This window comes from Mycolicibacterium fluoranthenivorans, from assembly GCF_011758805.1.
Taxonomy (GTDB): Bacteria; Actinomycetota; Actinomycetes; order Mycobacteriales; family Mycobacteriaceae; genus Mycobacterium; species Mycobacterium fluoranthenivorans.
On the sequence record NZ_JAANOW010000002.1, the window covers coordinates 12,945 to 38,454 of the forward strand.

The following is a 25,510-nucleotide window of genomic DNA, read 5'->3' on the forward strand; positions in this document are numbered from 1 at the left end:
TCGTCAGTGGTCGCTGGAGGCGGCGGGTTCGACGAGTTCGATCAGCACACCGCCGGCATCCTTGGGGTGGACGAAGTTGATCCGCGAGTTCGCGGTGCCGCGCCGCGGCGCGTCGTAGAGCAGCCGGACGCCGTCGGCGCGCAGGCGCTCGGAGAGGGCGTCGATATCGCTGGTGCGGTAGGCCAGCTGCTGCAGGCCGGGGCCGCGGGTATCGATGAACTTGGCGATGGTGGACTTCTCGTCCAACGGGGAGAGCAACTGGATCTGCGCGCTGCCCTTGGCCGCGCCGCGCACCGAGAGCATGGCCTCGCGGACGCCCTGCTCCTCGTTGACCTCCTCGTGCAGCACGATCATGCCGAGGTGGTCGTGGTACCACTTGATCGCGGCGTCCAGATCCGGCACGGCGATACCGACGTGGTCGATGGCGGTCACCAGTGCGCTGGCAAGGGCCGGACGGGTGTCGACGTGCTCGGTGGTCATAGACTAAAAGTAACCTGACATAGTCGATTTTATGCCTGTGTGATAGGCCACACTAAGCTCGTTCGGCGCGCTTTACATAACCTTTGGAGGATGGACATGACGACCTCGGTGATCGTGGCGGGCGCCCGCACCCCGGTGGGCAAGCTGATGGGCTCGCTCAAGGACTTCTCGGGTACTGATCTGGGGGCGATCGCCATCAAAGGTGCGCTGGAGAAGGCGGGTGTGGACGCCTCCGTCGTGGACTACGTGATCATGGGTCAGGTGCTGACCGCCGGTGCCGGTCAGATGCCGGCACGCCAGTCCGCCGTCGCCGCCGGGATCGGCTGGGATGTGCCCGCCCTGACCATCAACAAGATGTGCCTGTCGGGTATCGACGCCATCGCGCTGGCCGATCAGCTGATCCGCGCCGGCGAGTTCGAGGTCGTGGTCGCCGGTGGCCAGGAATCGATGAGCCAGGCCCCGCACCTGCTGCCCAAGAGTCGCGAGGGCTTCAAGTACGGCGACACCACGCTGGTGGATCACCTGGCTTACGACGGTCTGTACGACGTGTTCACCGACCAGCCGATGGGCGCGCTCACCGAGCAGCGCAACGATGTCGACCAGTTCACCCGCGCCCAGCAGGACGAACTGGCCGCCCAATCGCACCAGAAGGCCGCGGCGGCCTGGAAGGACGGCGTATTCGCGGATGAGGTCGTGCCGGTGCAGATCCCGCAGCGCAAGGGTGACCCGCTCGAGTTCAATGAGGATGAGGGCATTCGCGCCAACACCACCGCCGAATCGCTGAGCGGACTCAAGCCCGCCTTCCGCAAGGACGGCACCATCACCGCCGGTTCGGCCTCGCAGATCTCCGACGGAGCCGCGGCGGTCGTCGTGATGAGCAAGGCCAAGGCGCAGGAGCTCGGGCTGAGCTGGCTGGCCGAGATCGGTGCGCACGGTGTGGTCGCCGGTCCGGACTCGACGCTGCAGAGCCAGCCGGCCAACGCGATCAAGAAGGCCATGGCGCGCGAGGGCATCACGGTCGATCAACTCGATGTCGTCGAGATCAACGAGGCGTTCGCCGCGGTGTCGCTGGCGTCGGCCCGCGAATTGGGGTTGGACGAGGCGGCTGTCGCTGCCAAGGTGAACGTCAACGGCGGCGCCATTGCCATCGGCCACCCGATCGGGATGTCCGGTGCCCGGATCACCCTGCATGCGGCGCTGGAGCTGGCACGCAAGGGCTCGGGTTACGCCGTCGCCGCGCTGTGCGGAGCCGGTGGCCAGGGCGACGCGCTGATTCTGCGCCGCCCCTGAGCGCGTTCTCAACCTTCAACGACAGGGCGTAGTAGCTCAGTGCTTGCTCGGGCACAATGGGCCCTATGGCACGCATGGTCAGCGGTGAACGCGCCGCGAGTTGGTTCCGGCTGGTGGCCGGCGCCGAAGCCGTCAGCTGGGTCGGTCTGCTGGTGGGGATGTACTTCAAATACCTGGGTACACCCCGCACCGAGATCGGCGTGAAGGTGTTCGGCCCGATCCACGGTGGCATCTTCATCGCCTTCGTGGTGCTGGCGCTGCTGGTCGGGTTGGCCCACAAGTGGTCGTTGTCCACCTGGACAGCGGCATTGCTGGCCAGCATCGTGCCGTTGGCGAGTGTGATCTTCGTCATCTGGGCGGATCGCACCGGCCGGCTGGGTGTCCGAAGCGACGGGAAGACAACGCGGGGCGAACCAGCCGGGTCGAGCGCGCCGGCGACGTGACAGACTTGTCGATGTGACACGACCCCGGTCTTCTCTGGGCCCCGCGCTGGCTGGCGCGGTCGATCTGTCGGCCCTCAAGCAACCTCCGCCCTCACAAGCCGCCGCCGCGGGCCCGTCGGGTGCCGTTCAGGTAACCGAAGCCAACCTCGAAGCCGAGGTCCTGGTCCGTTCCGGCGAGAAACCCGTGGTGGTGCTGCTGTGGACCCCACGCAGCGAGGCCAGCGCCGCGCTCGGCGACGCCTTCGCCGAGCTGGCCGCGGCCGACGGCGGCAGCTGGGTGCTGGCCATGGTCAACGTCGACACCACCCCGCGGGTGGCGCAGATGTTCGGCGTGCAGGCGGTACCCACCGTGGTGGCAGTGGTCGGCGGGCAGCCGGTCGCCAGCTTCCAGGGGCCGCAGCCGCCCGAGCAGCTGCGGCGGTGGATCGACTCACTGCTGCAGGCCGCGGGCAACCCCGGCGGCGGGGGAGACGAGGCCGAGCAGGTCGACCCCGAAGTGGAGGCCGCCCGCGCGCATCTGGACAACGGTGACTTCGACGCCGCCCTGGCCGCCTATCGGGCGATTCTCGCGGCCAAGCCCAACGACGCCGAGGCCACCGGGGCGATCCGGCAGATCTCGTTCCTGCAGCGGGCCACCACGCACAGTCCCGACGCCGTGGCGGCGGCCGACGCCGCCCCCGACGCTATCGAGGCCGCATTCGCCGCCGCCGATGTCGAGATCCTGCAGCAGAGCGTCGCACCGGCGTTCAACAGGCTGATCGCGCTGGTCAAGCGGACCGCGGGCGATGACCGCACCAAGGTGCGGACCCGCCTGATCGAACTTTTCGAACTGTTCGACGCCGCCGACCCGGATGTCATCGCGGGCCGGCGCAACCTGGCCAACGCCCTGTACTGACCGGCCGGATCAGGCCGGTTCGAACCAGAGCGCGGCCAGCGGCGGCAGCGACATCACCGCCGACGCGGGACGGCCGTGCCAGGGCTGTGCGGTGGCCTCGACAGAGCCGAGATTGCCCAGCCCGGCACCGTTGTAGATCGTCGCGTCGGTATTGAGCACCTCACGCCACGTCCCGGTATGGGGCAACCCGAGGCGGTACTGGGCATGCTCGCTTCCGGAGAAGTTGAACACGCAGGCCAGCACCGATCCGTCATCGCCGAAGCGCAGGAAGCTCAGCACATTGTTGGCCGAGTCGTTGGCGTCGATCCAGGAGTAACCGTCGGGAACGGTATCCCTGGACCACAGGGCACGACGGCTGCGGTACAGCCGGTTGATATCGGCGACCAGCTGCTGGATGCCGGTGGAGAAGCTCTGTTCGCCCAGCTGATACCAGTCCAGCCCACGTTCCTCGGACCATTCGGCGCGCTGCCCGAACTCTTGTCCCATGAACAGCAGCTGTTTACCGGGGTGTGCCCACTGGTAGGCCAGCAGGCTTCGGACGCCGGCGGCCTTGTTGTGGTCGTTGCCCGGCATCCGGCCCCACAGGGTGCCCTTGCCGTGCACCACCTCGTCGTGGCTGATCGGCAGCACGTAGTTCTCGCTGAACGCGTACAGCATCGAGAAGGTCATCTCGTGATGGTGGAAGCTGCGGTGGATGGGATCGCGGGCGATGTAGGCCAGCGTGTCGTTCATCCAGCCCATGTTCCATTTCATGGAAAAGCCAAGGCCGCCAAGGTTGGTCGGGCGGGTGACGCCGGGCCATGAGGTGGACTCCTCGGCGACGGTGACGATGCCCGGGTGGATCTTGTGCACCGTGGCGTTCATCTCCTGCAGGAACTGCACTGCTTCCAGATTCTCCCGGCCGCCGTATTCGTTGGGTGTCCAGCCGTCCGCGGGCCGCGAGTAGTCCAGGTACAGCATGGAGGCCACGGCATCGACCCGCAGCCCGTCGATGTGGAACTCCTGTAGCCAGTACAGCGCGTTGGCCACCAAGAAGTTGCGCACCTCGGGCCGGCCGAAGTCGAATACGTAAGTACCCCAGTCGAGTTGCTCGCCACGTCGGGGGTCGGCATGCTCGTAGAGGGCGGTGCCGTCGAACCGTCCGAGTGCCCAGGCGTCCTTCGGGAAATGGGCGGGCACCCAGTCGACGATGACACCGATCCCGGCCTGGTGCAGTGTGTCGACCAGGTGCCGGAACTCGTCGGGCGTACCGAGCCGTGAGGTCGGCGCGTAGTAGGACGTGACCTGGTACCCCCACGACCCGCCGAACGGATGTTCGGCGACCGGGAGCAACTCCACATGGGTGAAGCCCTGTGCCACCACGTATTCGGTGAGTTCGTCGGCCAGCTGGCGGTAGCTCAGGCCCGGCCGCCACGACATCAGGTGCACCTCGTAGGTGCTCATCGGCTCGAATACCGGGTTGCGCAGGGTGCGTCCGGCCATCCAGTCGCCGTCGCTCCACTCATACGAGCTGGTGTTCACCCGCGATGCGGTGTGCGGTGGCACCTCGGTGGCGAAGGCCATCGGATCGGCCCGGTCGGACACCACGCCGTCGGCGCCGTGTACCCGGAACTTGTACATGCCGTCGGTGGGGAAGCCGGGCCAGAACACCTCCCACACGCCGGACGAACCAAGGCTGCGCATCGGCGCCTCGATGCCATCCCAATGATTGAACTCGCCGATAAGGCTGACGCCCTTGGCATTCGGCGCCCACACCGCGAACGACACCCCGGGTACCGGGCCGTCGGCGGTGGTGAAGGTGCGCGGATGTGCGCCCAGCATCTCCCACAGCCGCTCGTGCCTGCCCTCGGCGAACAGGTGCATGTCCATCTCGCCCACCGTGGGCAGGAATCGGTACGGGTCGGCCACGGTGAGCACGGGCGCACCCGGATAGCCGAGCTCCAGTCGGTAGTCGATCAGTCCGGTGATCGGCACCGCCACCGCGAACAATCCGCCGTCGATATGGGTGGCCTCGTAGCGCACCCCGCCGATCACGGCGGCCACCGTCTCGGCGTGCGGGCGCAAGGCGCGGATGACGGTGTGGTCGCCGTATTCCTGGGCACCCAGGATGGAGTGCGGGTCGTGGTGCTCGCCGGTCAGCAGGCGGTGCAGATCGGCATCGTCGGGACGCAGGTGAGTGCTGGTGGCCGGGTTGATCCGGGTCATCGGCTCACTCCCTTCGCAGTAGGGTCATTCGGGCGTCGTGCGGGATCAGCGGCATGTTGATGACATGGGCGACGGTCCGGACGGGATCGAGGCGCACATAGTTGGACTGGCCCCATTGGTACTCCTCGCCGGTGATCTCGTCGCGAACCCAGAACCGTTCGTAGGCCTCCATGCCGAGTGCTTCCATGTCCAGCCACAACGTGCTCTCCTCCGGGCCGAAGGCGTTGAGGGTCACCACCACCAGGACGCAGTCGCCGCTGATCGGGTCGAACTTGCTGTAGGCCAGCAGCGCGTCGTTGTCGATATGGTGGAACTTGATCGTGCGCATCTGGGCCAGCGCCGGGTGCAGGCGCCGAATCTCGTTGAGCCGGGTCAGGAATGGTTCAAGAGACCGCCCCGAGGCGAGCGCCCCCTCGAAATCTCGTGGCCTCAGCTCGTACTTCTCGGAGTTCAGGTACTCCTCGCTGCCGGCGCGTACCGCTTCGTGTTCGAAGAGTTCGTAGCCGGAGTACACCCCCCACACCGGGCTGAGCGTGGCGGCCAGCGCGGCCCGGATGGCGAACATCCCGGGGCCGCCGTGCTGCAGTGATTCGTGCAGGATGTCGGGGGTGTTGACGAACAGATTGGGCCGGGCGCAGTCGGCGTACTTGGCGATCTCCTCGCCGAACTCGGTGAGCTCCCACTTGGCGGTGCGCCAGGTGAAGTACGAATAGGACTGGGTGAAGCCCAGTTTGGCCAAGCCGTACAACCGCACCGGCCGGGTGAACGCCTCGGAGAGGAACAGGACGTCGGGGCTCTCGTCTTTGACCTTACCGATCAGCCACGCCCAGAAGTTCGGTGGTTTGGTGTGCGGGTTGTCGACTCGGAAGATCTTGACGCCGTGCGAGATCCAGTAGCGCACCACCCGCAGGACCTCTTCGTAGAGCCCGGCCGGGTCGTTGTCGAAGTTCAGCGGGTAGATGTCCTGGTACTTCTTCGGCGGGTTCTCGGCGTAGGCGATGGTGCCGTCGGGCAGCACCGTGAACCACTCCGGATGTGTCTTGGCCCAGGGATGATCCGGTGCGCACTGCAACGCCAGATCCAGGGCCACCTCCAGGCCGTGATCGGTTGCCGCAGCGACGAAATCGTCGAATCCCTCGATCCCGCCGAGATCGGGATGGACCGCGTCGTGGCCGCCCTCGTCACTGCCGATCGCCCACGGTGACCCGACATCGCCGGGCGCGGCGGTCACCGAGTTGTTCGGACCCTTGCGATGGACCTTGCCGATCGGGTGGATGGGGGGCAGATACACCACGTCGAAACCCATCCGAGCGATGCGCGGCAACTCCTTGGCAGCACTGGCGAAGGTGCCGTGCACCGGCTTTCCCTCGCTGTCCCATCCACCGGTGGAACGCGGGAACATTTCGTACCAGGACGAGAACCGGGCCAGCGGCCGATCCACCCACACGCCGAATTGTTCACCACGGGTGAGTAATTCGCGCAGCGGGTATTTCCGCAGCAGGTCACCGACCGCGGGAGAGAGGGCAAGGCCGGCGCGGGTCAGCGGATCCCCCGGACTGCGCAGCGCCGCCGCCGCGTCCAGAAGTGGCTGTCGGTGCTCGCGTGGTACCCCGGTCGAGGCGCGCTCCAGCAGGTGGGCACCGACGAGGAGGTCATTGGACAGTTCGGTCTCGCCCTGCCCGGCGTCGAGTTTGGCGGTGACCGCCTTTCGCCAGGTGCTGATCGGGTCACCCCAGCCGTCTACCCGGAAAGTCCACAGCCCAAACCTGTCCGGCGTGAACTGGCCGTGGAACACATCGGGCGTGCGGCCCAGCGCCATGGGCAGCGCCAGGGGTTTGATCCGCGGTGGGGTGGCAGGGGCGGGCGGACTCGGTTTCATCCCCGGCGGATCGCTGACCAGCTGCGGATATGCCGAGCCGTGATAGCGCACCACCAGCGTTGCGGCCACCGCATCGTGGCCTTCGCGCCACACCGCCGCGCTGACGGGTACCACCTCGCCGACCACAGCCTTGGCGGGGAAACGCCCACCGGACAGCACGGGCGCTGCGTCATCGATCTCGATACGACCGGGCACCCATTCACTCCCTCATGCGGGCGCGGCTCTGTCGCCGCGCGTCGATGTCCACCGTAGTGGGCGGACTGGCACAGGGTGCCCGATGGAACCAGTCTGTAATCCAACCTCGGGAATCCGACCGCGGCCTGAATTTTCAGTAAGGTCAAGTCACGTGAAAGCTCTTCGCCGGTTCACCGTCCGAGCCCACCTACCCGACCGCCTCGGCGCGCTTGAGCGGCTGTCCAACAACCTGAGATGGTCCTGGCACAAGCCGACCCAGGACCTGTTCGCGGCGATCGACGCCGAGTTGTGGCAGCGGGTCGGGCAGGATCCCATCGCCCTGCTGGGCGGGGTCGATCCGAAACGCCTGGACGAGCTGGCGCTCGACGGCGGTTTCCTGGAACGCGTCGACCAGTTGGCGGAGGACCTGGACACCTATCTGACCCGGCCGCTGTGGTATCAGGAGAGACAGGCCGCCGGGGACGGGCTGCCCAGCGGGATCGCTTATTTCTCCATGGAGTTCGGCGTCGCCGAGGTCTTGCCGAACTACTCGGGTGGCCTGGGTATCCTCGCCGGTGATCACCTGAAATCCGCATCCGATCTGGGTCTGCCCCTGATCGGTGTCGGTTTGTACTACCGGTCCGGGTACTTCCGTCAGTCGCTGACCGCCGACGGCTGGCAACACGAGACCTATCCCTCGCTGGATCCACAGGGTCTGCCACTTCGGCTGCTGACCAGCGCTGACGGCGAACCGGTGTTGATCGATCTCGCGCTGCCCGAGGGTGCGCACCTGTCCGCTCACGTCTGGGTGGCCCAGGTGGGCCGAATTCCGTTGCTGCTGCTCGATTCCGATATCGGTGAGAACGAACACGACCTGCGTACGGTCACCGACCGGCTCTACGGCGGCGACCAGGAACACCGCATCCGGCAGGAGATCCTCGCCGGTATCGGTGGTGTCCGCGCCATCCGCGCCTACACCGAGATCGAAGGCCGCCCGGCCCCGGAAGTGTTCCACATGAACGAGGGGCACGCGGGGTTCCTGGGTGCCGAACGTATCCGTGAGCTCATCGACGCAGGACTGGACTTCGACACCGCGCTGACCGTGGTGCGCTCGTCGACGGTGTTCACCACCCACACCCCCCGTGCCCGCCGGTATCGACCGGTTCCCGGTGGACATGGTGAAACGCTACTTCGGGGCCGACGAGCGCTCGCGCGAGGAGCAGGCCGCAGGGCCGGGCGCTGGCGCGAATTCGCGTCTGCTGCCCGGAGTTCCCCTGGACCGGATCATCGCCTTCGGCGCCGAGGACGACCCGTCGAAGTTCAACATGGCGCATATGGGTCTGCGGCTGGCCCAGCGCGCCAACGGGGTGTCGCTCCTGCACGGGCGGGTCAGCCGGGGGATGTTCAACGAGCTGTGGCCGGGCTTCGACACCGCCGAGGTGCCCATCGGTTCCATCACCAACGGCGTGCACGCGCCGACGTGGGCCGCCCCGCAGTGGGTGGAACTCGCGCGCGACCTGATCGGCAGCGACAACCTGGACTCGCTGGGCGAGGCGGAGACCTGGCAGCGGCTGCAGCAGGTCGATCCGGGGCATCTGTGGTGGATCCGGTCACAGCTGCGTGCGGTCCTGGTCGAGGACGTCCGCGCCCGGCTGCGCCGGTCCTGGCTGGAGCGGGGCGCCTCCGAGGCGGAACTCGGCTGGATCGCCACCGCGTTCGATCCCGAGGTGCTGACCATCGGGTTCGCGCGCCGGGTGCCTACCTACAAACGGCTCACCCTGATGCTGCGTGACCCGGTCCGGCTGGAGAAGCTGCTGCTCGACGAGTCGCGGCCGGTGCAGTTGATCGTGGCCGGTAAATCGCATCCGGCCGATGACGGCGGCAAGGCGCTCATCCAGCAGATCGTGCGCTTCGCCGACCGTCCCGAGGTGCGGCACCGCATCGCGTTCCTGCCGGACTACGACATGTCGATGGCGCGGCTGCTCTATTGGGGCTGCGACGTCTGGTTGAACAATCCGCTGCGCCCGTTGGAGGCGTGCGGTACCTCGGGTATGAAGAGCGCGCTCAACGGCGGGCTGAACCTGTCCATCCGCGACGGGTGGTGGGACGAGTGGTACGACGGCGAGAACGGCTGGGAGATCCCGACGGCGGACGGCCTGGCCGACGAGAGCCGGCGCGATGACATCGAGGCAGGGGCCCTGTACGACCTGCTGGAATCATCGGTGACACCGAAGTACTACGAGCGCAACGAACACGGCGTGCCCGGTCGCTGGGTGGAGATGGTGCGCGACTACACCGAGAAGTACTACGCACCCGCGGCACAATCCCTGCGCGCCACGATCGAGCCCGCCGATGACGCGCCCGAGGTCCCGTTCGGTGCCGCCCGAGACCTGGCCGACTACCGGCGGCGGGCGTTCGAGGCGTGGCCGCGGATCCAGATCACCGATGTGGACAGCTACGGGCTGCCCGACACACCGGTACTGGGCAGCGAGCTGACCCTGACCGCGTCGGTGCACCTGGCCGGGCTGGCGCCCGAGGAAGTCGTCGTGCAGGCCGTGCTCGGCGGTGTGGACGCCGCCGACGTGCTGCAGAACCCGGTCACCGTCGAGATGACGTACACCGGTCCCGGTGAGGGCGGCAACCAGATCTTCTCGACCACGGCGCCGCTGCCCGCGGCCGGTCCCGTCGGCTACACCGTGCGCGTGCTGCCGTATCACCGGTTGCTGGCCGGCACCGGCGAACTCGGACTCGTCACGCTCGCGTGAGGGGGTTTCTCGACATCGCCGTGCCCGGCGGTCCGTATGCGCTGAACCCCGGACCCGACGGGGCCGTCTGGGTGACGCTGGTGCACAGCGGCGAGATCGCGCGCATCGCGCCCGACGGTGACCTCCGCGTCTATCCGGTGCATCCCGACAGCAAGCCGTCGATCATCGCCGCGGGCCCCGACGGTGCGCTGTGGTTCACCCGCAACGGTGACGACCGGATCGGTCGCATCGAGGTGGACGGTGCCCGAAGCGAGATCGAATTGCCTTATGGCAGTGCACCTTTCGGTCTTTGTGTGGGTCCCGATGGTGCGCTGTGGTTCACCGCGGCAGCCTCCGGGGCGGTGGGGCGGGTCGACGCGGGCGGTGCCGTGGACATGGTGGCCGTGCCCGGAGGGGGACCGTCGATGATCACCGCGGGACCCGACGGCGCCCTGTGGTTCACGCTCAACGGTGCCAGTGCGATCGGGCGGGTGGACATGGCGGGAAAGCTGAGCACCCGGCAGACTCCGACGCCGTCTGCCGGGCCGGTGGGGATCACCGCGACCCATGACGACGCGGTCTGGTTCACCGCCATCCGGGCCGACAAGCTCGGGCGGATCCCGATGAACGAGGCGATCCAGGAACTCGACCTGCCCGGCAAACCGCACGCGGTGGTGGCCGACCAGGCCGACGGGGTCTGGGTGAGCCTGTGGGGTGCCGACCAGTTGGCCCGGGTCGGTGCCGACGGCGAGGTCGCGACCATCGACCTGCCGCCGGGAAGCGAACCGCACGGGGTGGCGATGGCACCCGACGGTGCGCTGTGGGTGGCACTGGAATCGGGATACGTGTTGCGCCTGCCTGTCGGCTGAGCGGACGCACTTTTCGCACTCGCCACGGGCAGCGGCGGGCGCCGGGTAAATTCCGAGGATGTCGATCCGGTCCGCCACCTTCGGCACCTGTGCCGTCGCGCTGGTGCTGTGGGCACCTGTTGCGGTAGCCGACCCGGCGGACCCGCCGGCGATCCAACCGGCCGCCGCCGACGCACCGCCGCCCGACGAGGTGCCACCACCGCCGGTCGATGACGGCAGGGTCCCGTCGGCGCCGCCGCAGACCGTGAAGACGCCCGATGGCTGGACACTGACGGTCTCGTCCAAAGACGAGGTCCAGCTGCCGATCGCGCCGCTGACGACGGCTGTCTCCTCCCGGGAGTACAGCGCGGGCGGCGTGTTCAACGGATCGTTGGTGCCCCCGGATTCCGCGTCGGCGCCCCGGGGTGTGCTGGAGGTCGGCTACCAGATCGGCTGCGGAATCGACATGAGCACGTCCAACGGAGTCACCCTGACCGGCTCGGTGGGTCTGAACAGTGGTTTGGGCTTGAGCGGGCCGCTGGGCGCGCTGCCCACCGGCGTGGCACCGATCTTCTCCATCCCGGTGAGCGGCGGTATCGGCGTCGCGTTGAAGCCCGGCATCGTCAACATCGTCCCGGTGGTGAAGAAGGAGTTCAAAGGCCCGGATCCGTGGGTGATGGTGTCCAACTTCCACATCAAGATCGACGGCTGTGTGGGCCAGTCGTTCCTGCGGTCCTACGCGGTGCTGACCCGTTCGACGGATCAGTCCGATGTCGTGCTCGGGTATTACGGGGTGACCAAACAGGTTTAGGGGAACCGCTTAAAGCAGCGGTCCTCATCGCCCAGCACACCGACCCGGAAGGCGTCGATACGCGAGAAGCCCGACGGTACGGACTCCCCGTTGACATCGCTGGCCACCAGACCGTTGCTGAGGATCCCGGAGATGGCCTCGTCGACATCGCCGGCCGTGAGCTGAATCGTGTTGCCGTCCGGGGTGTTCACCGCGTGGGTCATCTTCACCGTCGCGACGCCGGTCAGGCAGGCCGTCCGCAACGCGGCCTTGGCGCTGTCGAGGGCCAGGCCGCCGCGCTCGTGTTGGATCGCCTGCATATACCTGGACACCAGCACCGAATAGGCGGTGTTGTCGCCGGTCGTCAGGCCCGTGCCGGGCTCGGCTTCGGACTGGGCGCCCATGGCCTCCAGCGCGGGCAGATCCACCGAGATGGTGTTGCTCGCCGGACAGAAGGTCACGGCCGCGTCGGAATGGGCATCGGCACACGCGGGCCGGTCGAAGGTCAGCTGGGGCGGGTTCTTCGGTGCGAACAGGATGCCCATGGCATCGACGATGGAGCGCACCGACGCCTCGGTGATCTGCAGTTCGCCCGACTGGTCTTCCGGCAGGAGCACCGGCAGGTCGCCGCGGCGCTGTTTGATCTCCGCGGGGTCGATCGAGGCACAGGACGACGCGCCGTCGGTGAAGCCGAACTGGAAGGCCGATATCCGCTCGAAGGCCGAGCCGTGTTCGTCCTCGCCTGCGGCGGAATCCCCCTCTTTGAGCAGCGGATCGCGGAACGAGATCATTGCCGCCAGCAGGTTGTTCAGGCCGTCTGCGGTGGACAGCGTGAACCGGCTGGAATGTCCCTCGGCGACCCAGCGCATGTAGACGCCGGCCAGGCAGTCGGCCTGCTGCTCGGAGACCAGGGTGGGGGTGGCCTTGCGGGTGAGCTTGGCCTGCTTCTGCACCGAATGTCCGTATTCGTGCGCGAGCACCATGGTGACGGCCATATCGCCGTTGGCCTTGCGCAGCGAGGGCATCAACACGCCACGATCCCAGCCGATGGTGTTGTCGTCGTGGCAGAACGCCGCATTGACCAGGTTGTAGGTGTTCGAGTCGCAGAACTCGCCGTCGAAACCGTCGGCATCCCAGGAGATCAGCTCTTTGACAGGGGTGAATTCACCGTCGAATGCCTGCGGGTAGGCCTGCTGCCAGAATTCCTCGATATCGCTGACGGAGCTCTCGGCCAGGTGGTCGATCTGTCCGCCGTCGGTGTCGCGCGCCGTGCGGGTCGGCGCGGCAGCGTCGTCACGCAGGCCGGTGGGCCCATCGGTGGCGGGCATCCCGGCCACCCGGAACGGATCGGCGAACACCGACACCGCGTTGCCCTGCAGCGTGTGCGCGCAGGAGGTCACCAGCAGCAGCACGCACGCGCTGAACACGGTTCCCGCCCACCGTCGGCGATTCATGACCGAAAGGATATGTGACTGCGGGCCCGGCAGGGCGGGTCGATCACTCGCTACGCAGGCGCTTCAGTGCCGCGATCACCCGGTCGGTGTCGGTGGTCGTCCAGAACGGGGGCAGCGATGCGCGCAGGTAGCCGCCGTAGCGCGCGGTCGCCATCCGCGAATCGAGGATCGCGACGACGCCCCGGTCGTCGACCCGGCGCAGCAGCCGGCCGGCCCCCTGCGCGAGCAGCAAGGCCGCATGGCCGGCGGCCACCGCCATGAATCCGTTGCCGCCGCGCGCGGCGATGGCCCGCTGGCGCGCGGTGAGCAACGGGTCATCGGGACGGGGGAAGGGAATGCGGTCGATGATCACCAGCGACAGCGACGGACCGGGCACATCCACGCCCTGCCACAGCGAGAGCGTGCCGAACAGTGAGGTGGCCTCGTCGTCGCTGAACCGCTGGACGAGGGTGGCCGTGGAGTCCTCGCCCTGGCACAGCACCGGGGTGTCCAACCGCGCGGCCATCGCCTCGGCGGTGGCCTTGGCCGCCCGCATCGAGGAGAACAACCCGAGGGTGCGCCCGCCCGCTGCGGTGATGAGCTCGGCGATCTCATCGAGCTGGGCGGCCGACCCGCTGCCGTCGCGGCCCGGTGCGGGCAGATGTTTGGCCACGTAGAGGATGCCGGACTTGGCGTGTTCGAACGGTGAACCGACATCGATTCCGCGCCAAGCGGTTCCGGTCTCCTCACCGGCGAGTCCCCAGCCGGCGGCCATCGCCGTGAAGTTGCCGCCGAGGGTGAGCGTGGCCGAGGTCAGCACCACGGTGGAACGCTGAAAGATCCTGGTACGCAACAGGCCTGACACCGTCAGTGGGGCCACCCGCAGCATGGCCCGTTTACCCGAGCTCTTCGTCTCCTCGTGTTCCAGCCACACCACGTCGAGCCGGTCAGGAATGGCGGGCACGAACGAATCCAGCATGCGGGAGGCGATATCGCCGATCTCGGTCACCGCGGTGACCGCCTCGGTCCGCGCCGCGGCGGCCTGCGGGTCGGTGGGTGCGGTGTCGATGGCCGTGCGGACCGCGTGCGCGGCGTCGCGCAGCGCGGTGAGGTAGGTGGCCAGTTCCTCGTCGAGGTAGTCGATGCGGCCGGGCTCGCCGTCGTGGATCGCTGAGGCGAGGATGGAGCCCGCGGCGTCCAGCCGGTCGGCGAGTTCGCCATCGACAAGGCGGCCGATACGGCGTTGAGCCGCGCCCAGCAAGGTGGCCGACAGCTCACCGGTGGCCACCCCGGTGACCCGGTCGACGAGTTCGTGGGCCTCATCGACGACGAGGAGTTCGTGTTCGGGCAGCACCGAGGCGTCGGCGATGGCGTCGATGGCCAGCAGCGCGTGGTTGGTGACGACGATATCGGCGGTGCCCGCCTTGGCTCTGGCCCGTTCGGAGAAGCAGTCCGTGCCGAACGCGCAGCGCGCCACCCCGATGCACTCGCGCGCCGACACGCTGACCTGGCTCCACGACCGATCCGGAACGCCGGGCACCAGCTCGTCGCGGTCGCCGGTCTCGGTGTCCGACGACCACTTGGTCAGGCGTTGCACATCGCGGCCCAGCGCGGTCGCGGCGACCGCATCGAACAGTTCTTCCTGAGGTTGGTCCTCGGCCGGGTCGGTGTTGGCGCCGTTGTGGATCTTGTTGAGGCACAGGTAGTTTCCCCGGCCTTTGAGCAGCGCGAAGGTGGGCTTGCGCGGGAGTGACGGGGCCAGGGCGTCGGCCAGTCTGGGCAGGTCGCGGTCGACCAGCTGGCGTTGCAGGGCGATGGTGGCGGTGGATATCACCACCGGGGCGTGTCCCGACGCGGCACGCGCAATGGACGGCACCAGATAGGCCAGCGACTTGCCGGTGCCGGTGCCCGCTTGCACGGCCAGGTGTTCGCCGGTGTCGAAGGAGCGCGCCACGGCCTCGGCCATCTCGATCTGGCCCTGGCGCTGGGCACCGCCGAGCGCGGTGACCGCGGCGGCGAGCAGATCGCGGACCGGGGTGGCGGTCACGCGGGTGCGGGGAGCCGGGTGGGTATGGCGGGATCGCCCTTGGACAGGCCCAGCCCGTCCCACGGCAGGCTGCGCAGTCCCGCCGCGACCCGGTCGCGCGCCGCAGCCAGATCGGTGTCACCGCCGACCCGCGTCCCGGCCCGCACCAGCTCGACCGTCAGCGGCCGGGCGGTGAGCTTCCCGCCGATCTCGGGGCGGTGGCCCTGCCGGTAGACGACCTCCTCGACCACGGTCCCGGACGGTTTGGCCAGCCGCAGCGCCGCCTTGCGCCCGCCGTGGGATTCCTTGTGCGCACTGCGCTTCTGCACGGGCCGGCCGTCGACCTCGACCAGCTTGTAGACCATGCCCGCGGTGGGGGCGCCGGAACCCGTCACCAAGGAGGTGCCGACCCCGTAGCTGTCGACGGGCTCGGCGCGTAGCGCCGCGATGGCGAACTCGTCGAGATCGCTGGACACCACGATCTTGGTGCCGGTGGCGCCGAGCGCATCGAGTTGGTCGCGCACCTGGCGCACCAGCACACCCAGGTCCCCTGAGTCGATGCGCACCGCACCGAGCTCCGGGCCGGCCACGGCGATGGCGTTCGCCACCCCGGCGGTGATGTCGTAGGTGTCGACCAGCAGGGTGGTGCCGACACCGAGCGCGTCGACCTGGGCCGCGAACGCGGAGCGTTCAGATCGGTCGCGCGCCGCGCGCTCGTCCGGTCCGGCATCCGTGGTGTGCAGCAGCGTGAAGGCGTGCGCACTGGTCCCGAGCGCCGGCACCCCGTACGCGCGCTGGGCGGCCAGATTCGACGTGCCGGCAAAGCCGGCGATCCAGGCGGCGCGCGCGGCGGCGATGGCGGCCTGCTCGTGGGTGCGCCGCGAGCCCATCTCGATCAGCGGCCGGCCTTCGGCGGCGCTCACCATCCGCGCGGCGGCCGAGGCGACAGCGCTGTCATGGTTGAGGATCGACAGGACAAGGGTTTCCAGGATGACGCACTCGGCGAAACTGCCGTGCACCGACAGCACCGGGGACTCCGGGAAGTACAGCTCACCCTCGGCGTAGCCGTCCACGTCACCGGCGAAGCGGTAGCTCGCCAGAAACTCCAGGGTGGCCGGGTCGAGGAAGCCGGACACCGACGCCAGGGCATCGTCGTCGAACGTGAAGTCCTCCAGCGCCTCCAAGAAGCGGCCGGTGCCGGCCACCACGCCGTAGCGGCGGCCCTCGGGCAGGCGGCGGGCGAACACCTCGAACGTGCAGTGGCGGTGCGCGGAGCCGTCCCGCAAGGCCGCCGCGAGCATGGTCAGCTCGTACTTGTCGGTCAACAGCGCCGTACTCATGCGCGATCCGCCTCCGGCTCCTCGCTGATCCTCACGGAGGCAACCGTAACTGCACCGTTCCGATTCTCTGCGCGTGAACGCGCCCCGGTATCCTCAGCGGCATGGTTACCCCAGCGCGGACTCGTCCGGGTACCCGTGAGGAGCACAAGGCCGACACCGGTCACGAGGAAGACGCCGCGACCGACAGCCCCTGGGTGACGATCGTCTGGGACGACCCGGTCAACCTGATGTCCTACGTGACGTATGTCTTCCAGAAGCTGTTCGGCTACAGCGAGCCGCACGCGACCAAGCTGATGCTTGAGGTGCACAACGACGGCAAGGCGGTCGTGTCCGCGGGCAGCCGTGAATCCATGGAGGTCGACGTGACCAAACTTCACGCGGCCGGGCTGTGGGCGACGATGCAGCAGGACCGCTGAGCGCGTGCGTAAGTGGAAGCGGGTCGACGGCCCGGCAGGTCCGCGGTTCCGTTCGTCGCTGGCCGCCCATGAGGCGGCGCTGCTGCGCAATCTGGTGACCTCGATGGTGGAGATGCTCGCCGACCGCGAATCCTCGGCCCCGTCCGACGAGCTCGCCGATATCACCGGCATCCGGACCGGGCATTCACAGCCGCCCGAGGACGAAACCATGAAACGGCTGCTGCCCGACTTCTATCGGTCCCGCAGCGAGCATCCGGCCGGCGCCACCGCCGCCGAGAGCCTCAACCGCGCGCTGCGCAGCCTGCATGAGCCCACCATTCTCGACGCGAAACGTGAAGCGGCGCAACGACTGTTGGCGACCCTGCCGGAGGGTGGCGGCAAGCTCGAACTGGCCGAAGCCGACGCGCAGGCCTGGGCATCGGCGGTCAACGACGTGCGGCTGGCGCTGGGCACGATGCTCGATATCGGGCCCGACGGTCTGGACCGACTGCCGCCCGAGCATCCGATGGCCGGCCACCTCGACGTCTATCAGTGGCTGACGGTGCTGCAGGAGTATCTGGTGCTCGGCATGATGGGTAGGTAGACGTGACCGAGGCAGAGCGCAGCGATTTCGGATCGATCACCGATGTGGCGGGCATCCTCGTCGGCCACCATCACCGCATCGACACGGACGCCACTCTGGGCAGCGGATGGGCCTGCGGTACCACGGTCGTGGTGGCCCCACCGGGCACCACGGCCGCGGTGGACTGCCGGGGCGGTGCACCGGGTAGCCGCGAGACCGATCTGCTCGACCCGGCCAACAGCGTCCGGCACGTGGACGCCGTGGTGCTCACCGGCGGCAGCGCCTACGGGCTGGCCGCCGCAGACGGCGTGATGACCTGGCTGGAGGAGCGCGGGCGCGGGGTCGCGATGGACGGCGGCGTCGTGCCGATCGTGCCCGCGGCGGTGATCTTCGACCTGCCGGTCGGGGGCTGGGGTTGCCGGCCCACCGCGGAGTTCGGTTATGCGGCCGCACGGGCCGCCACCACCGAGGTGGCGATCGGCAACGTGGGCGCCGGGGCGGGGGCCCGCGCCGGTGTGCTCAAGGGCGGACTGGGTACCGCGTCGATCACGTTGCCCGATATCGGTGTCACCGTCGGTGCGGTGGTCGCGGTCAATCCCGGCGGCAACGTCGTGGACCCGAAGACCGGCCTGCCGTGGATGGCCGACCTGATCGCCGAGTTCGGGCTGACCCCGCCGCCCGCCGACCAGATCGCGGCGTATGCGGCGTTGGACAAGAAGAGCGGTCCGCTCAACACCACCGTCGCGGTGGTGGCCACCGACGCGGCGCTGAGCCCCGCGGGCTGCCGGCGGGTCGCCGTCGCCGCCCAGGACGGTCTTGCCCACGCGATCCGTCCCGCACACACCCCGCTGGACGGCGATACGGTGTTCGCGCTGGCAACCGGCGCGGTGCAGGTGCCGCCGAACCCGAAGACGCCGGTGGCGATGTCGCCGGAAACGGCGGTTGTCACCGCGGTCGGGGCCGCGGCGGCGGATTGCCTGGCGCGGGCGGTCCTGGTAGGAGTGCTGGCAGCCGAGTCGGTCGCCGGAATACCGACGTACCGCGGCCTGTTGCCGGGAGCATTCCCACGACGAACGGAGACCTGACGTGTTGGTGATCCGCGCAGACCTGGCGGACGCCATGGTCGCCCACGCGCGCGCCGACCACCCCGACGAGGCGTGTGGTGTCATCGCCGGGCCGGAGGGTTCGGATCAGCCTGAGCGTTTCATCCAGATGATCAATGCCGAGCGCTCGCCGACGTTCTACCGGTTCGACTCGGCCGAGCAGCTCAAGGTGTGGCGCGAGATGGACGATAACGACGAGGTTCCCGTCGTCATCTATCACTCGCATACCGCCACCGAGGCCTACCCGAGCCGCACCGACATCTCGTTCGCCTCCGAACCTGATGCGCACTACGTCCTGGTCTCGACCCGCGATCCCGACGAACACGAGTTGCGCAGCTACCGCATCGTCGACGGGGTCGTCACCGAAGAACCCGTATCCATCGTTGAGAACTACCAGTAAGGAACGACCGTGGCAGTAACCGTCTCGATCCCCACCATCCTGCGTCCGCACACCGGCGGCGAGAAGCGGGTCAGCGCCGACGGCGCCACGCTGGCCGCCGTCATCAGTGACCTGGAGGCCAACCACGCCGGCATCTCCGAGCGTTTGGTGGACAACGGCAAGCTGCACCGCTTCGTCAACATCTATGTCAACGACGAGGACGTGCGGTTCTCCGGCGGTCTGGACACCCCGATCAGTGACGGCGACTCGGTCACCATCCTGCCTGCCGTCGCAGGCGGCTGAGTCGTGCGGTACGACTCGCTGCTGGAGGCGCTCGGGAACACACCGCTCGTCGGGCTGCAGCGGCTCTCGCCGCGCTGGGAGGACGACACCAACGGACCCCACGTGCGGTTGTGGGCCAAGCTCGAGGACCGCAACCCGACCGGCTCCATCAAGGACCGGCCTGCGCTGCGGATGATCGAACAGGCCGAGCGTGACGGGTTGATCAAGCCGGGCGACACCCTGCTCGAGCCCACCAGTGGCAACACCGGTATCTCACTGGCGATGGCCGCGCTGCTCAAGGGCTATCGGATGATCTGCGTGATGCCGGAGAACACGTCGATCGAGCGGCGCCAGCTGCTCGAGCTGTACGGGGCGAAGATCATCTACAGCGCCGCCGAGGGCGGCTCGAACACCGCCGTCGCCCACGCGAAAGAGCTTGCCGCGCAGAATCCTTCGTGGGTGATGCTGTACCAGTACGGCAACCCGGCGAATGCCGCCGCGCACTACGAGGGCACCGGACCCGAACTGCTGGCCGATCTGCCCGAGATCACCCATTTCGTCGGCGGCCTCGGTACCACCGGCACGCTGATGGGGACCGGCCGGTTCCTGCGCGAGCACGTGCCGGGGATTCAGATCGTGGCGGCCGAGCCGCGCTACGGCGAGGGCGTGTACGCCCTGCGCAATATCGACGAGGGTTTCGTGCCCGAACTGTACGACCCCGAGGTGCTGACGACGCGCTTCTCGGTGGGTGCGTTCGATGCCGTCAAACGGACCCGCGAGCTCGTCGAGGTGGAGGGCATCTTCGCGGGCATCTCGACCGGCGCGATCCTGCACGCCGCGCTCGGCATGGCGGCCAAGGCGATCAAGGCGGGCGAGCGTGCCGACATCGCGTTCACCGTGTGCGACGCCGGCTGGAAGTACCTGTCCACCGGCGCCTACGCCGGTAGCCTGGATGACGCCGAGGACGCGTTGGAAGGGCAGCTATGGGCCTAGTCGAACGACGATCAAGCGGGGAGGGACGAGCCGCGCTGAGGAGTTCGACGATCGTGCCTGAGGAGTTCGCGTGAGCCTCCCGGTTCCGCAGGAGAAGAAGCCGGTCGCCTGGAAGCTCGGCGGCGCGACGGTCCTTGCGTTCGTCGCGTTGCTGTATGTCATCGAAGCGGTCGACGCCACGGTGTACCGCGGCGGGCTCGACCAGGACGGCATCCAGCCGCTGCGGACCGATGGGCTGTGGGGAATCCTGTGGGCGCCGCTGCTGCACGGCGGTTGGCCACACCTCGTCGCGAACACCGTGCCGGCGCTTCTCTTCGGCTTCCTCGCCAGCCTGTCGGGATACGGACGCTTCCTCGGTGCCACCGCCATCATCTGGATTCTCGGTGGACTGGGCACGTGGCTCATCGGGAACCTCGGCGCGCACTGCCCGTACGTGGGGGTGCACTGCACCACCACACACATCGGCGCCTCCGGACTGATCATGGGCTGGCTGACGTACGTCATCGTGCTCGGTTTCTTCACCCGGACCGTGTGGCAGATCGTGGTCGGGGTGGTGGTGGCGTTCATCTACGGCGGTGTGCTGTTCGGTGTGCTGCCCGGTACTCCGGGAGTGTCGTGGCAGGGGCATCTCTGTGGGGCGCTGGCGGGAATCTTCGCCGCCTATGTGCTCTCCGGTCGCGAACGCAAGACCAGGGAGCGCCGGAAGAATGTGGCCCCGCTGGGCAGTTGACGGCATGTTTGCTGGGCCGTCCGCGGTGCGGTACGCGTCACTGCGCGCAGGTGAAAATGAATCTTGTCGCGTATTGCGGTGATGCTTTCGTCGCCCGGATAGCAGACGTGGCAAGCTAGACGGCGTGCGAATCACCGTACTGGGTTGTTCCGGCAGTGTTGTCGGGCCCGATTCGCCGGCGTCCGGTTACCTGCTGACCGAACCCGACACCACGCCGATGGTCATCGACTTCGGCGGCGGAGTGCTGGGCGCGTTGCAGCGACACGCAGACCCCGGCGCGGTGAACGTCCTGCTGTCGCACCTGCACGCCGACCACTGTCTCGATATGCCGGGCCTGTTCGTCTGGCGCCGGTATCACCCCAATCCGCCGACGGGCCGAGCCCTGCTGTACGGGCCGACGCACACCTGGGAACGCCTCGGTGCGGCCTCCTCGCCCGAGGGCGGGGAGATCGACGACATCTCCGACATCTTCGATGTGCAGCCGTGGGTCGACGGGCAGCCCGTCGTCCTGGGTGCGCTCACGGTGGAACCCCGCCTGGTCTGTCATCCGACGGAGTCCTACGGCATGCGCTTCACCGACCGTGACGGCGTGACGTTCGCCTACAGCGGTGACACCGGCATCTGCGACGCCGTCGTCGAACTGGCCCGGGGGGTGGACGTCTTCCTGTGCGAGGCATCTTGGACCCACGCTCCGGACCGCCCGCCGAAGTTGCACCTGTCCGGGACCGAAGCCGGCCAGATCGCGGCCCGCGCCGGCGTGGGTGAACTGCTGCTCACCCACATCCCGCCGTGGACCTCGCGCGAGGACGTCATCAGCGAGGCGAAAGCCGAATTCGACGGCCCGGTGCACGCCGTGGTGTGCAACGAGACGATCGACATCACGCGCCACTGAGCCCACCGGCTAGGGTTGGCCCGTGTCCAGACGAGAAGACGGCAGGCTTGACGACGAGCTGAGGCCGGTGGTCATCACCCGCGGCTTCACCACCCATCCCGCGGGATCGGTGCTGGTCGAATTCGGTCAAACCCGGGTCATGTGCACGGCTTCGGTGACCGAAGGCGTCCCGCGCTGGCGCAAGGGCTCCGGACTCGGCTGGCTCACCGCCGAATACGCGATGCTGCCCGCGGCCACCCACAGCCGCTCCGACCGCGAGTCGGTCAAGGGCCGCGTCGGTGGACGCACGCAGGAGATCAGCCGGCTGATCGGCCGGTCGCTGCGCGCCTGCATCGATCTGCGGGCGCTGGGGGAGAACACCATCGCGATCGACTGCGATGTGCTGCAGGCCGACGGTGGTACCCGTACCGCGGCGATCACCGGTGCCTATGTCGCGCTCTCCGACGCGATAACCTACCTCGCCGCTGCGGGCAAGCTCTCCGACCCGCGGCCGCTGTCCTGCGCCATCGCCGCGGTGTCGGTCGGTGTCGTCGACGGGCGCGTCCGGACCGATCTGCCCTATACCGAGGACTCGCGCGCCGAAGTCGACATGAACGTCGTCGCGACCGATACCGGCACTCTGGTCGAGGTCCAGGGCACCGGTGAAGGGGCGACGTTCCCGCGCTCCACGCTGGACAAGCTGCTCGACGCGGCGCTCGCCGCATGCGATCAGTTGTTCGCCCTGCAGCGCGCGGCGCTCGAGCTGCCGTATCCGGGTGTGCTGCCCGAGCCGACCGGGCCGGCGAAGAAAGCGTTCGGAAGCTGAGCCGGCTGCTCGTCGCCAGTCGCAACGCCAAGAAGCTGGCCGAACTGCGGCGGGTGCTCGACGCAGCCGGGGTGTCCGGACTGGAGCTGCTGTCGCTCGACGATGTGCCCGCCTTCGACGAGGCACCCGAGACGGGGGCGACGTTCGAGGAGAACGCGTTGGCCAAGGCACGGGATGCGTTCGCCGCGACCGGCCTACCGGCGGTGGCCGACGATTCCGGGCTGACCGTCGACGCACTGAACGGTATGCCGGGGGTGCTGTCGGCGCGCTGGGCCGGGCGGCACGGCGACGATGTGGCCAATCTCGAACTGCTGCTGGGACAACTGCGCGATGTGCCTGATGAACGTCGCGGTGCGGCGTTCGTGTCGGCATGTGCGCTGGTTTTCGGTCCAGGCGACCAGGACGAGGTGGTGGTCCGCGGGGAGTGGCCCGGCGCGATCGCCCGCGCACCGCGCGGTGACGGCGGGTTCGGCTACGACCCGATTTTCGTGCCGGCCGGATCGCAGCGTTCGGCGGCCGAACTCAGCCCGGCCGAAAAGGATGCGGCGTCGCACCGCGGCCGCGCCCTGGGTCTGCTGGTGCCGGCGCTGCGCGCGCTGAATTTTACATAGACAAACTAACGTGTAATGCTCGCGGCCGTGAGTTCACGCGGCTGGGGTTCGACGCATCCACGCGTGCTCATCGCCGTGCTGTCGGCCGCGGGCATCGGTGTGTCCCTGATGCAGACCCTGATCATCCCGCTGGTGCCGGAACTGCCGAAGCTGCTGGACACCGATCCCGCCAACGCCTCATGGGCCATCACTGCGACGCTGCTCACCGCGGCGGTGGCGACCCCGGTGTTCGGCCGCCTCGGCGATATCTACGGACCCAAGCGGGTGTTGATCGCGTGCGCGCTGCTGCTGACCGCGGGGTCGCTGGTGTGCGCGGTGACATCGTCGCTGGTGCCCTTCATCGCCGGTCGTGGCCTGCAGGGGCTCGCGATTCCGATCATCCCGCTGGGCATCAGCGTGTTGCGCGCCTCGGTGCCGGCCGAGAAGGTCGGTGCCGCAATGGGTTTGATGAGCTCATCGCTCGGGGTGGGTGGGGCGCTCGGGCTGCCGTTGTCGGCGGCCATCGCCCAGCACTTCACCTGGCATGCGTTGTTCTGGGTGGCCGCGGGGCTGGGCGTCGGTGCGCTCGCCATGTTCGTGTTCCTGGTGCCGTCGGTGCCGGCCACCTCCACCGACCGTCTCGACCCGCTGGGCGCGCTGCTGCTCGCGGCGGGGCTGGTCACGTTGTTGCTGGGTATCACCAAGGGCCGTGCGTGGGGCTGGACCTCGGCGACCACGACGGGGATGTTCGCTTCCTCGCTGGTGGTGTTCGCCCTGTTCGCGGTGTGGCAGCTGCGTTTCGACTCGCCGATCGTCGACCTGCGTACGACGGTGCGTCGGCCCGTGCTGACCACCAACATCGCCTCGATCGGCGTCGGGTTCGCCATGTTCGCGCTGTCGCTGATCGCACCGCAGATCCTGGAGCTACCGGCCGGCACCGGCTACGGACTCGGGATGAGCATGCTCGAAGCTGGGCTCTGGATGGCGCCGGGCGGGCTGGCGATGATGGTGACCGCACCCATCGCGGCGCGTGTCATGGCCGCGCGCGGACCGCGGTTCACCTTGTTCGTCGGCTGCGCGGTCATTGCCGGTGGCTATCTCGCCGGGCTCTGGCTGCTCGGCGGCGGGCCACAGGTGATGGTGCTCAACGTACTGGTGAGTGTCGGGGTGGGTTTCGCCTATGCGTCCATGCCCACGTTGATCAACGCGGCGGTGCCGATCTCGGAGACCGCGGCGGCCAACGGCATCAATGCGCTCGCGCGATCGCTGGGAACGTCGATCTCCAGTGCCGTGATCGGTGCGGTGCTGGCCGGGCTGACGATATCCGCGGGTGGGCGCGCGGTGCCCACCTTGGAGGCCTTCCGGGCCGCGCTGTGGATCGCGGCGGGCGTCGCCGCCCTGGCCGGGATGCTGGCGTTGTTGATCCCGCTCGCGCGCCCGGCAGAGGCTACAGACCGAAGCGCTTCTTCACGTCTTGCGTCTGGAAGTGCTCGACGATGATGCCCAGCAGCGGCACCGTGCCGGAGATCAGCGTGCCGATCGCCCGGCCGATGGGCCAACGGGCCTTGACCGCCAGGTTCGCGGTGCAGAGCAGGTAGACGAAGTACACCCAGCCGTGCACGATGCCGATCCAGCTGAGGGAGGCGTCCTTGAAGATGTACTTCATCACCATCTCGTAGCACAGCGCGATCAGCCACAGACCCGTCGCCCACGCCATCACGCGGTAGCTCAGCAGAGCTTTGCGGATCGACTCGACGGGGGCGGCCGAGGCCGGCGTTTCGGGGGTGCTCATTCGGTGTCTTCCTTATCTGTTTTCGCAAGCTCGGCGAGGTAGGCGTTGTACTCGCGCAGGGTCGGGTCGTCGTCGTCGGCTGCGGAGGCCTGTCTGGGGCGTTCGGGCAGCAGGCCGGCGGGGATCTCGGAGTCGGGCTTGGGCTCGGCCGGCGGCGCCTCATCCAGGCGCACGAACTTGTAGTACGCGTACACGCAGAAGCCGGCGAACATCGGCCACTGCAGCGCGTAGCCGAGATTCTGGAAGCTGCCCGAGGAGGATTCGAAGCGGGTCCACTGCCACCACGCCAGAAGCAGGCAGCCGACGGCGCCGAGGATCACCAGCGCGATGAGCGCCGGCCTCCTACGCCGTGTAGTGGACATGGGTCAACGGTACCGTGCGGGTTTCGGGCGTTGGCTGGTCGGCGGGCTCTGAGGTAG

General features: G+C 68.3%; 24 protein-coding genes and 1 pseudogene. 17 read left to right on the forward strand and 8 right to left on the reverse strand.

Annotation, left to right across the window (positions count from 1 at the left end):
- Window positions 1-3: 3 nt before the first annotated feature.
- The gene (mce, locus tag FHU31_RS18105) at window positions 4-480 is read right to left on the reverse strand and encodes a methylmalonyl-CoA epimerase (protein WP_167161204.1); all 477 of its coding nucleotides are present in this window, start codon (window positions 478-480) and stop codon (window positions 4-6) included.
- 96 nt (window positions 481-576) lie between these two features.
- Here mce and FHU31_RS18110 point away from each other — a divergent pair, with 96 nt between their 5' ends.
- From FHU31_RS18110 to FHU31_RS18120, 3 genes are all read left to right on the forward strand, one after another.
- Window positions 577-1,770, forward strand: coding sequence for an acetyl-CoA C-acetyltransferase (locus FHU31_RS18110; RefSeq protein WP_167162825.1), 1,194 nt, complete (start codon window positions 577-579; stop codon window positions 1,768-1,770).
- 65 nt (window positions 1,771-1,835) lie between these two features.
- A complete protein-coding gene (locus FHU31_RS18115; RefSeq protein WP_167161206.1) occupies window positions 1,836-2,213 on the forward strand; it encodes a DUF3817 domain-containing protein in 378 nt (125 codons plus the stop codon).
- 13 nt (window positions 2,214-2,226) lie between these two features.
- Window positions 2,227-3,108 (forward strand): tetratricopeptide repeat protein, encoded by an 882-nt coding sequence (locus tag FHU31_RS18120; protein WP_167161208.1) that lies wholly within the window; start codon window positions 2,227-2,229, stop codon window positions 3,106-3,108.
- Between the two features lie 9 nt (window positions 3,109-3,117).
- On the opposite strand, the gene glgB is transcribed toward FHU31_RS18120, so the two are convergent.
- Both glgB and FHU31_RS18130 read right to left on the reverse strand, forming a co-directional pair.
- Window positions 3,118-5,313 carry a 1,4-alpha-glucan branching protein GlgB gene (glgB, locus tag FHU31_RS18125; RefSeq protein WP_167161210.1) on the reverse strand — a complete coding sequence of 732 codons (2,196 nt, stop codon included), beginning with the start codon at window positions 5,311-5,313 and terminating at the stop codon, window positions 3,118-3,120.
- A gap of 4 nt (window positions 5,314-5,317) precedes the next feature.
- A complete protein-coding gene (locus tag FHU31_RS18130; protein ID WP_167161212.1) occupies window positions 5,318-7,387 on the reverse strand; it encodes an alpha-1,4-glucan--maltose-1-phosphate maltosyltransferase in 2,070 nt (689 codons plus the stop codon).
- A gap of 151 nt (window positions 7,388-7,538) precedes the next feature.
- On the opposite strand from FHU31_RS18130, the pseudogene glgP reads away from it, so the two are divergent.
- From glgP to FHU31_RS18145, 3 genes and pseudogenes are all read left to right on the forward strand, one after another.
- Window positions 7,539-10,131 (forward strand): annotated as a pseudogene (gene glgP, locus FHU31_RS18135) (alpha-glucan family phosphorylase).
- A complete protein-coding gene (locus tag FHU31_RS18140) occupies window positions 10,128-10,979 on the forward strand; it encodes a Vgb family protein (RefSeq protein ID WP_167161214.1) in 852 nt (283 codons plus the stop codon). The pseudogene glgP and the gene FHU31_RS18140 overlap by 4 nt, the downstream one beginning before the upstream one ends.
- A 58-nt stretch (window positions 10,980-11,037) precedes the next feature.
- A complete protein-coding gene (locus FHU31_RS18145) occupies window positions 11,038-11,769 on the forward strand; it encodes an MspA family porin (RefSeq protein ID WP_167161216.1) in 732 nt (243 codons plus the stop codon).
- Here FHU31_RS18145 and FHU31_RS18150 read toward each other — a convergent pair.
- The 3 genes from FHU31_RS18150 to FHU31_RS18160 are packed head-to-tail and all read right to left on the reverse strand — an operon-like array spanning window position 11,766 to window position 16,547.
- Window positions 11,766-13,202: a neutral zinc metallopeptidase gene (locus FHU31_RS18150; protein ID WP_167161218.1), complete on the reverse strand. Its 1,437-nt coding sequence runs from the start codon at window positions 13,200-13,202 to the stop codon at window positions 11,766-11,768. The genes FHU31_RS18145 and FHU31_RS18150 overlap by 4 nt on opposite strands.
- Before the next feature lie 43 nt (window positions 13,203-13,245).
- Window positions 13,246-15,228, reverse strand: coding sequence for an ATP-dependent DNA helicase (locus FHU31_RS18155; protein ID WP_263988227.1), 1,983 nt, complete (start codon window positions 15,226-15,228; stop codon window positions 13,246-13,248).
- The gene (locus FHU31_RS18160; protein ID WP_167161220.1) at window positions 15,225-16,547 is read right to left on the reverse strand and encodes a nicotinate phosphoribosyltransferase; all 1,323 of its coding nucleotides are present in this window, start codon (window positions 16,545-16,547) and stop codon (window positions 15,225-15,227) included. The genes FHU31_RS18155 and FHU31_RS18160 overlap by 4 nt, the downstream gene beginning before the upstream one ends.
- Before the next feature lie 101 nt (window positions 16,548-16,648).
- Here FHU31_RS18160 and clpS point away from each other — a divergent pair, with 101 nt between their 5' ends.
- The 11 genes from clpS to FHU31_RS18215 all read left to right on the forward strand — a co-directional run bounded on the left by clpS (window position 16,649) and on the right by FHU31_RS18215 (window position 24,799).
- The gene (gene clpS, locus FHU31_RS18165) at window positions 16,649-16,963 is read left to right on the forward strand and encodes an ATP-dependent Clp protease adapter ClpS (RefSeq protein WP_167161222.1); all 315 of its coding nucleotides are present in this window, start codon (window positions 16,649-16,651) and stop codon (window positions 16,961-16,963) included.
- Window positions 16,964-16,967: 4 nt separating this feature from the next.
- Window positions 16,968-17,546, forward strand: coding sequence for an oxidative stress transcriptional regulator AosR (gene aosR, locus FHU31_RS18170; protein ID WP_167161224.1), 579 nt, complete (start codon window positions 16,968-16,970; stop codon window positions 17,544-17,546).
- Window positions 17,547-17,548: 2 nt separating this feature from the next.
- Window positions 17,549-18,610, forward strand: coding sequence for a P1 family peptidase (locus tag FHU31_RS18175; protein ID WP_167161226.1), 1,062 nt, complete (start codon window positions 17,549-17,551; stop codon window positions 18,608-18,610).
- 1 nt (window position 18,611) lies between these two features.
- On the forward strand, window positions 18,612-19,028 hold the full coding sequence (locus FHU31_RS18180) for a M67 family metallopeptidase (RefSeq protein ID WP_090352882.1): 417 nt from the start codon (window positions 18,612-18,614) through the stop codon (window positions 19,026-19,028).
- A 9-nt stretch (window positions 19,029-19,037) separates the two neighbouring features.
- Window positions 19,038-19,310, forward strand: a complete 273-nt coding sequence (locus tag FHU31_RS18185; RefSeq protein ID WP_167161228.1) for a MoaD/ThiS family protein — start codon at window positions 19,038-19,040, stop codon at window positions 19,308-19,310.
- A gap of 3 nt (window positions 19,311-19,313) precedes the next feature.
- Complete coding sequence (locus FHU31_RS18190) at window positions 19,314-20,282, forward strand: cysteine synthase (RefSeq protein WP_167161230.1); 969 nt, start codon at window positions 19,314-19,316, stop codon at window positions 20,280-20,282.
- Window positions 20,283-20,352: 70 nt separating this feature from the next.
- Entirely contained in the window at window positions 20,353-21,012 is a 660-nt protein-coding gene (locus tag FHU31_RS18195; RefSeq protein ID WP_167161232.1) for a rhomboid family intramembrane serine protease, read from the forward strand.
- 124 nt (window positions 21,013-21,136) lie between these two features.
- Complete coding sequence (locus FHU31_RS18200; protein WP_090352888.1) at window positions 21,137-21,904, forward strand: cyclic nucleotide-degrading phosphodiesterase; 768 nt, start codon at window positions 21,137-21,139, stop codon at window positions 21,902-21,904.
- A gap of 22 nt (window positions 21,905-21,926) precedes the next feature.
- Window positions 21,927-22,709, forward strand: a complete 783-nt coding sequence (rph, locus tag FHU31_RS18205; RefSeq protein ID WP_090352891.1) for a ribonuclease PH — start codon at window positions 21,927-21,929, stop codon at window positions 22,707-22,709.
- On the forward strand, window positions 22,706-23,320 hold the full coding sequence (gene rdgB / locus FHU31_RS18210) for an RdgB/HAM1 family non-canonical purine NTP pyrophosphatase (RefSeq protein ID WP_090353893.1): 615 nt from the start codon (window positions 22,706-22,708) through the stop codon (window positions 23,318-23,320). Before rph ends, rdgB begins: the two co-directional genes overlap by 4 nt.
- 27 nt (window positions 23,321-23,347) lie before the next feature.
- Window positions 23,348-24,799, forward strand: a complete 1,452-nt coding sequence (locus tag FHU31_RS18215) for an MFS transporter (RefSeq protein WP_263988226.1) — start codon at window positions 23,348-23,350, stop codon at window positions 24,797-24,799.
- Here FHU31_RS18215 and FHU31_RS18220 read toward each other — a convergent pair.
- Complete coding sequence (locus FHU31_RS18220; RefSeq protein WP_090352894.1) at window positions 24,747-25,091, reverse strand: DUF3817 domain-containing protein; 345 nt, start codon at window positions 25,089-25,091, stop codon at window positions 24,747-24,749. The genes FHU31_RS18215 and FHU31_RS18220 overlap by 53 nt on opposite strands.
- On the reverse strand, window positions 25,088-25,453 hold the full coding sequence (locus FHU31_RS18225; RefSeq protein WP_167161236.1) for a hypothetical protein: 366 nt from the start codon (window positions 25,451-25,453) through the stop codon (window positions 25,088-25,090). Before FHU31_RS18225 ends, FHU31_RS18220 begins: the two co-directional genes overlap by 4 nt.
- Window positions 25,454-25,510: the final 57 nt, after the last annotated feature.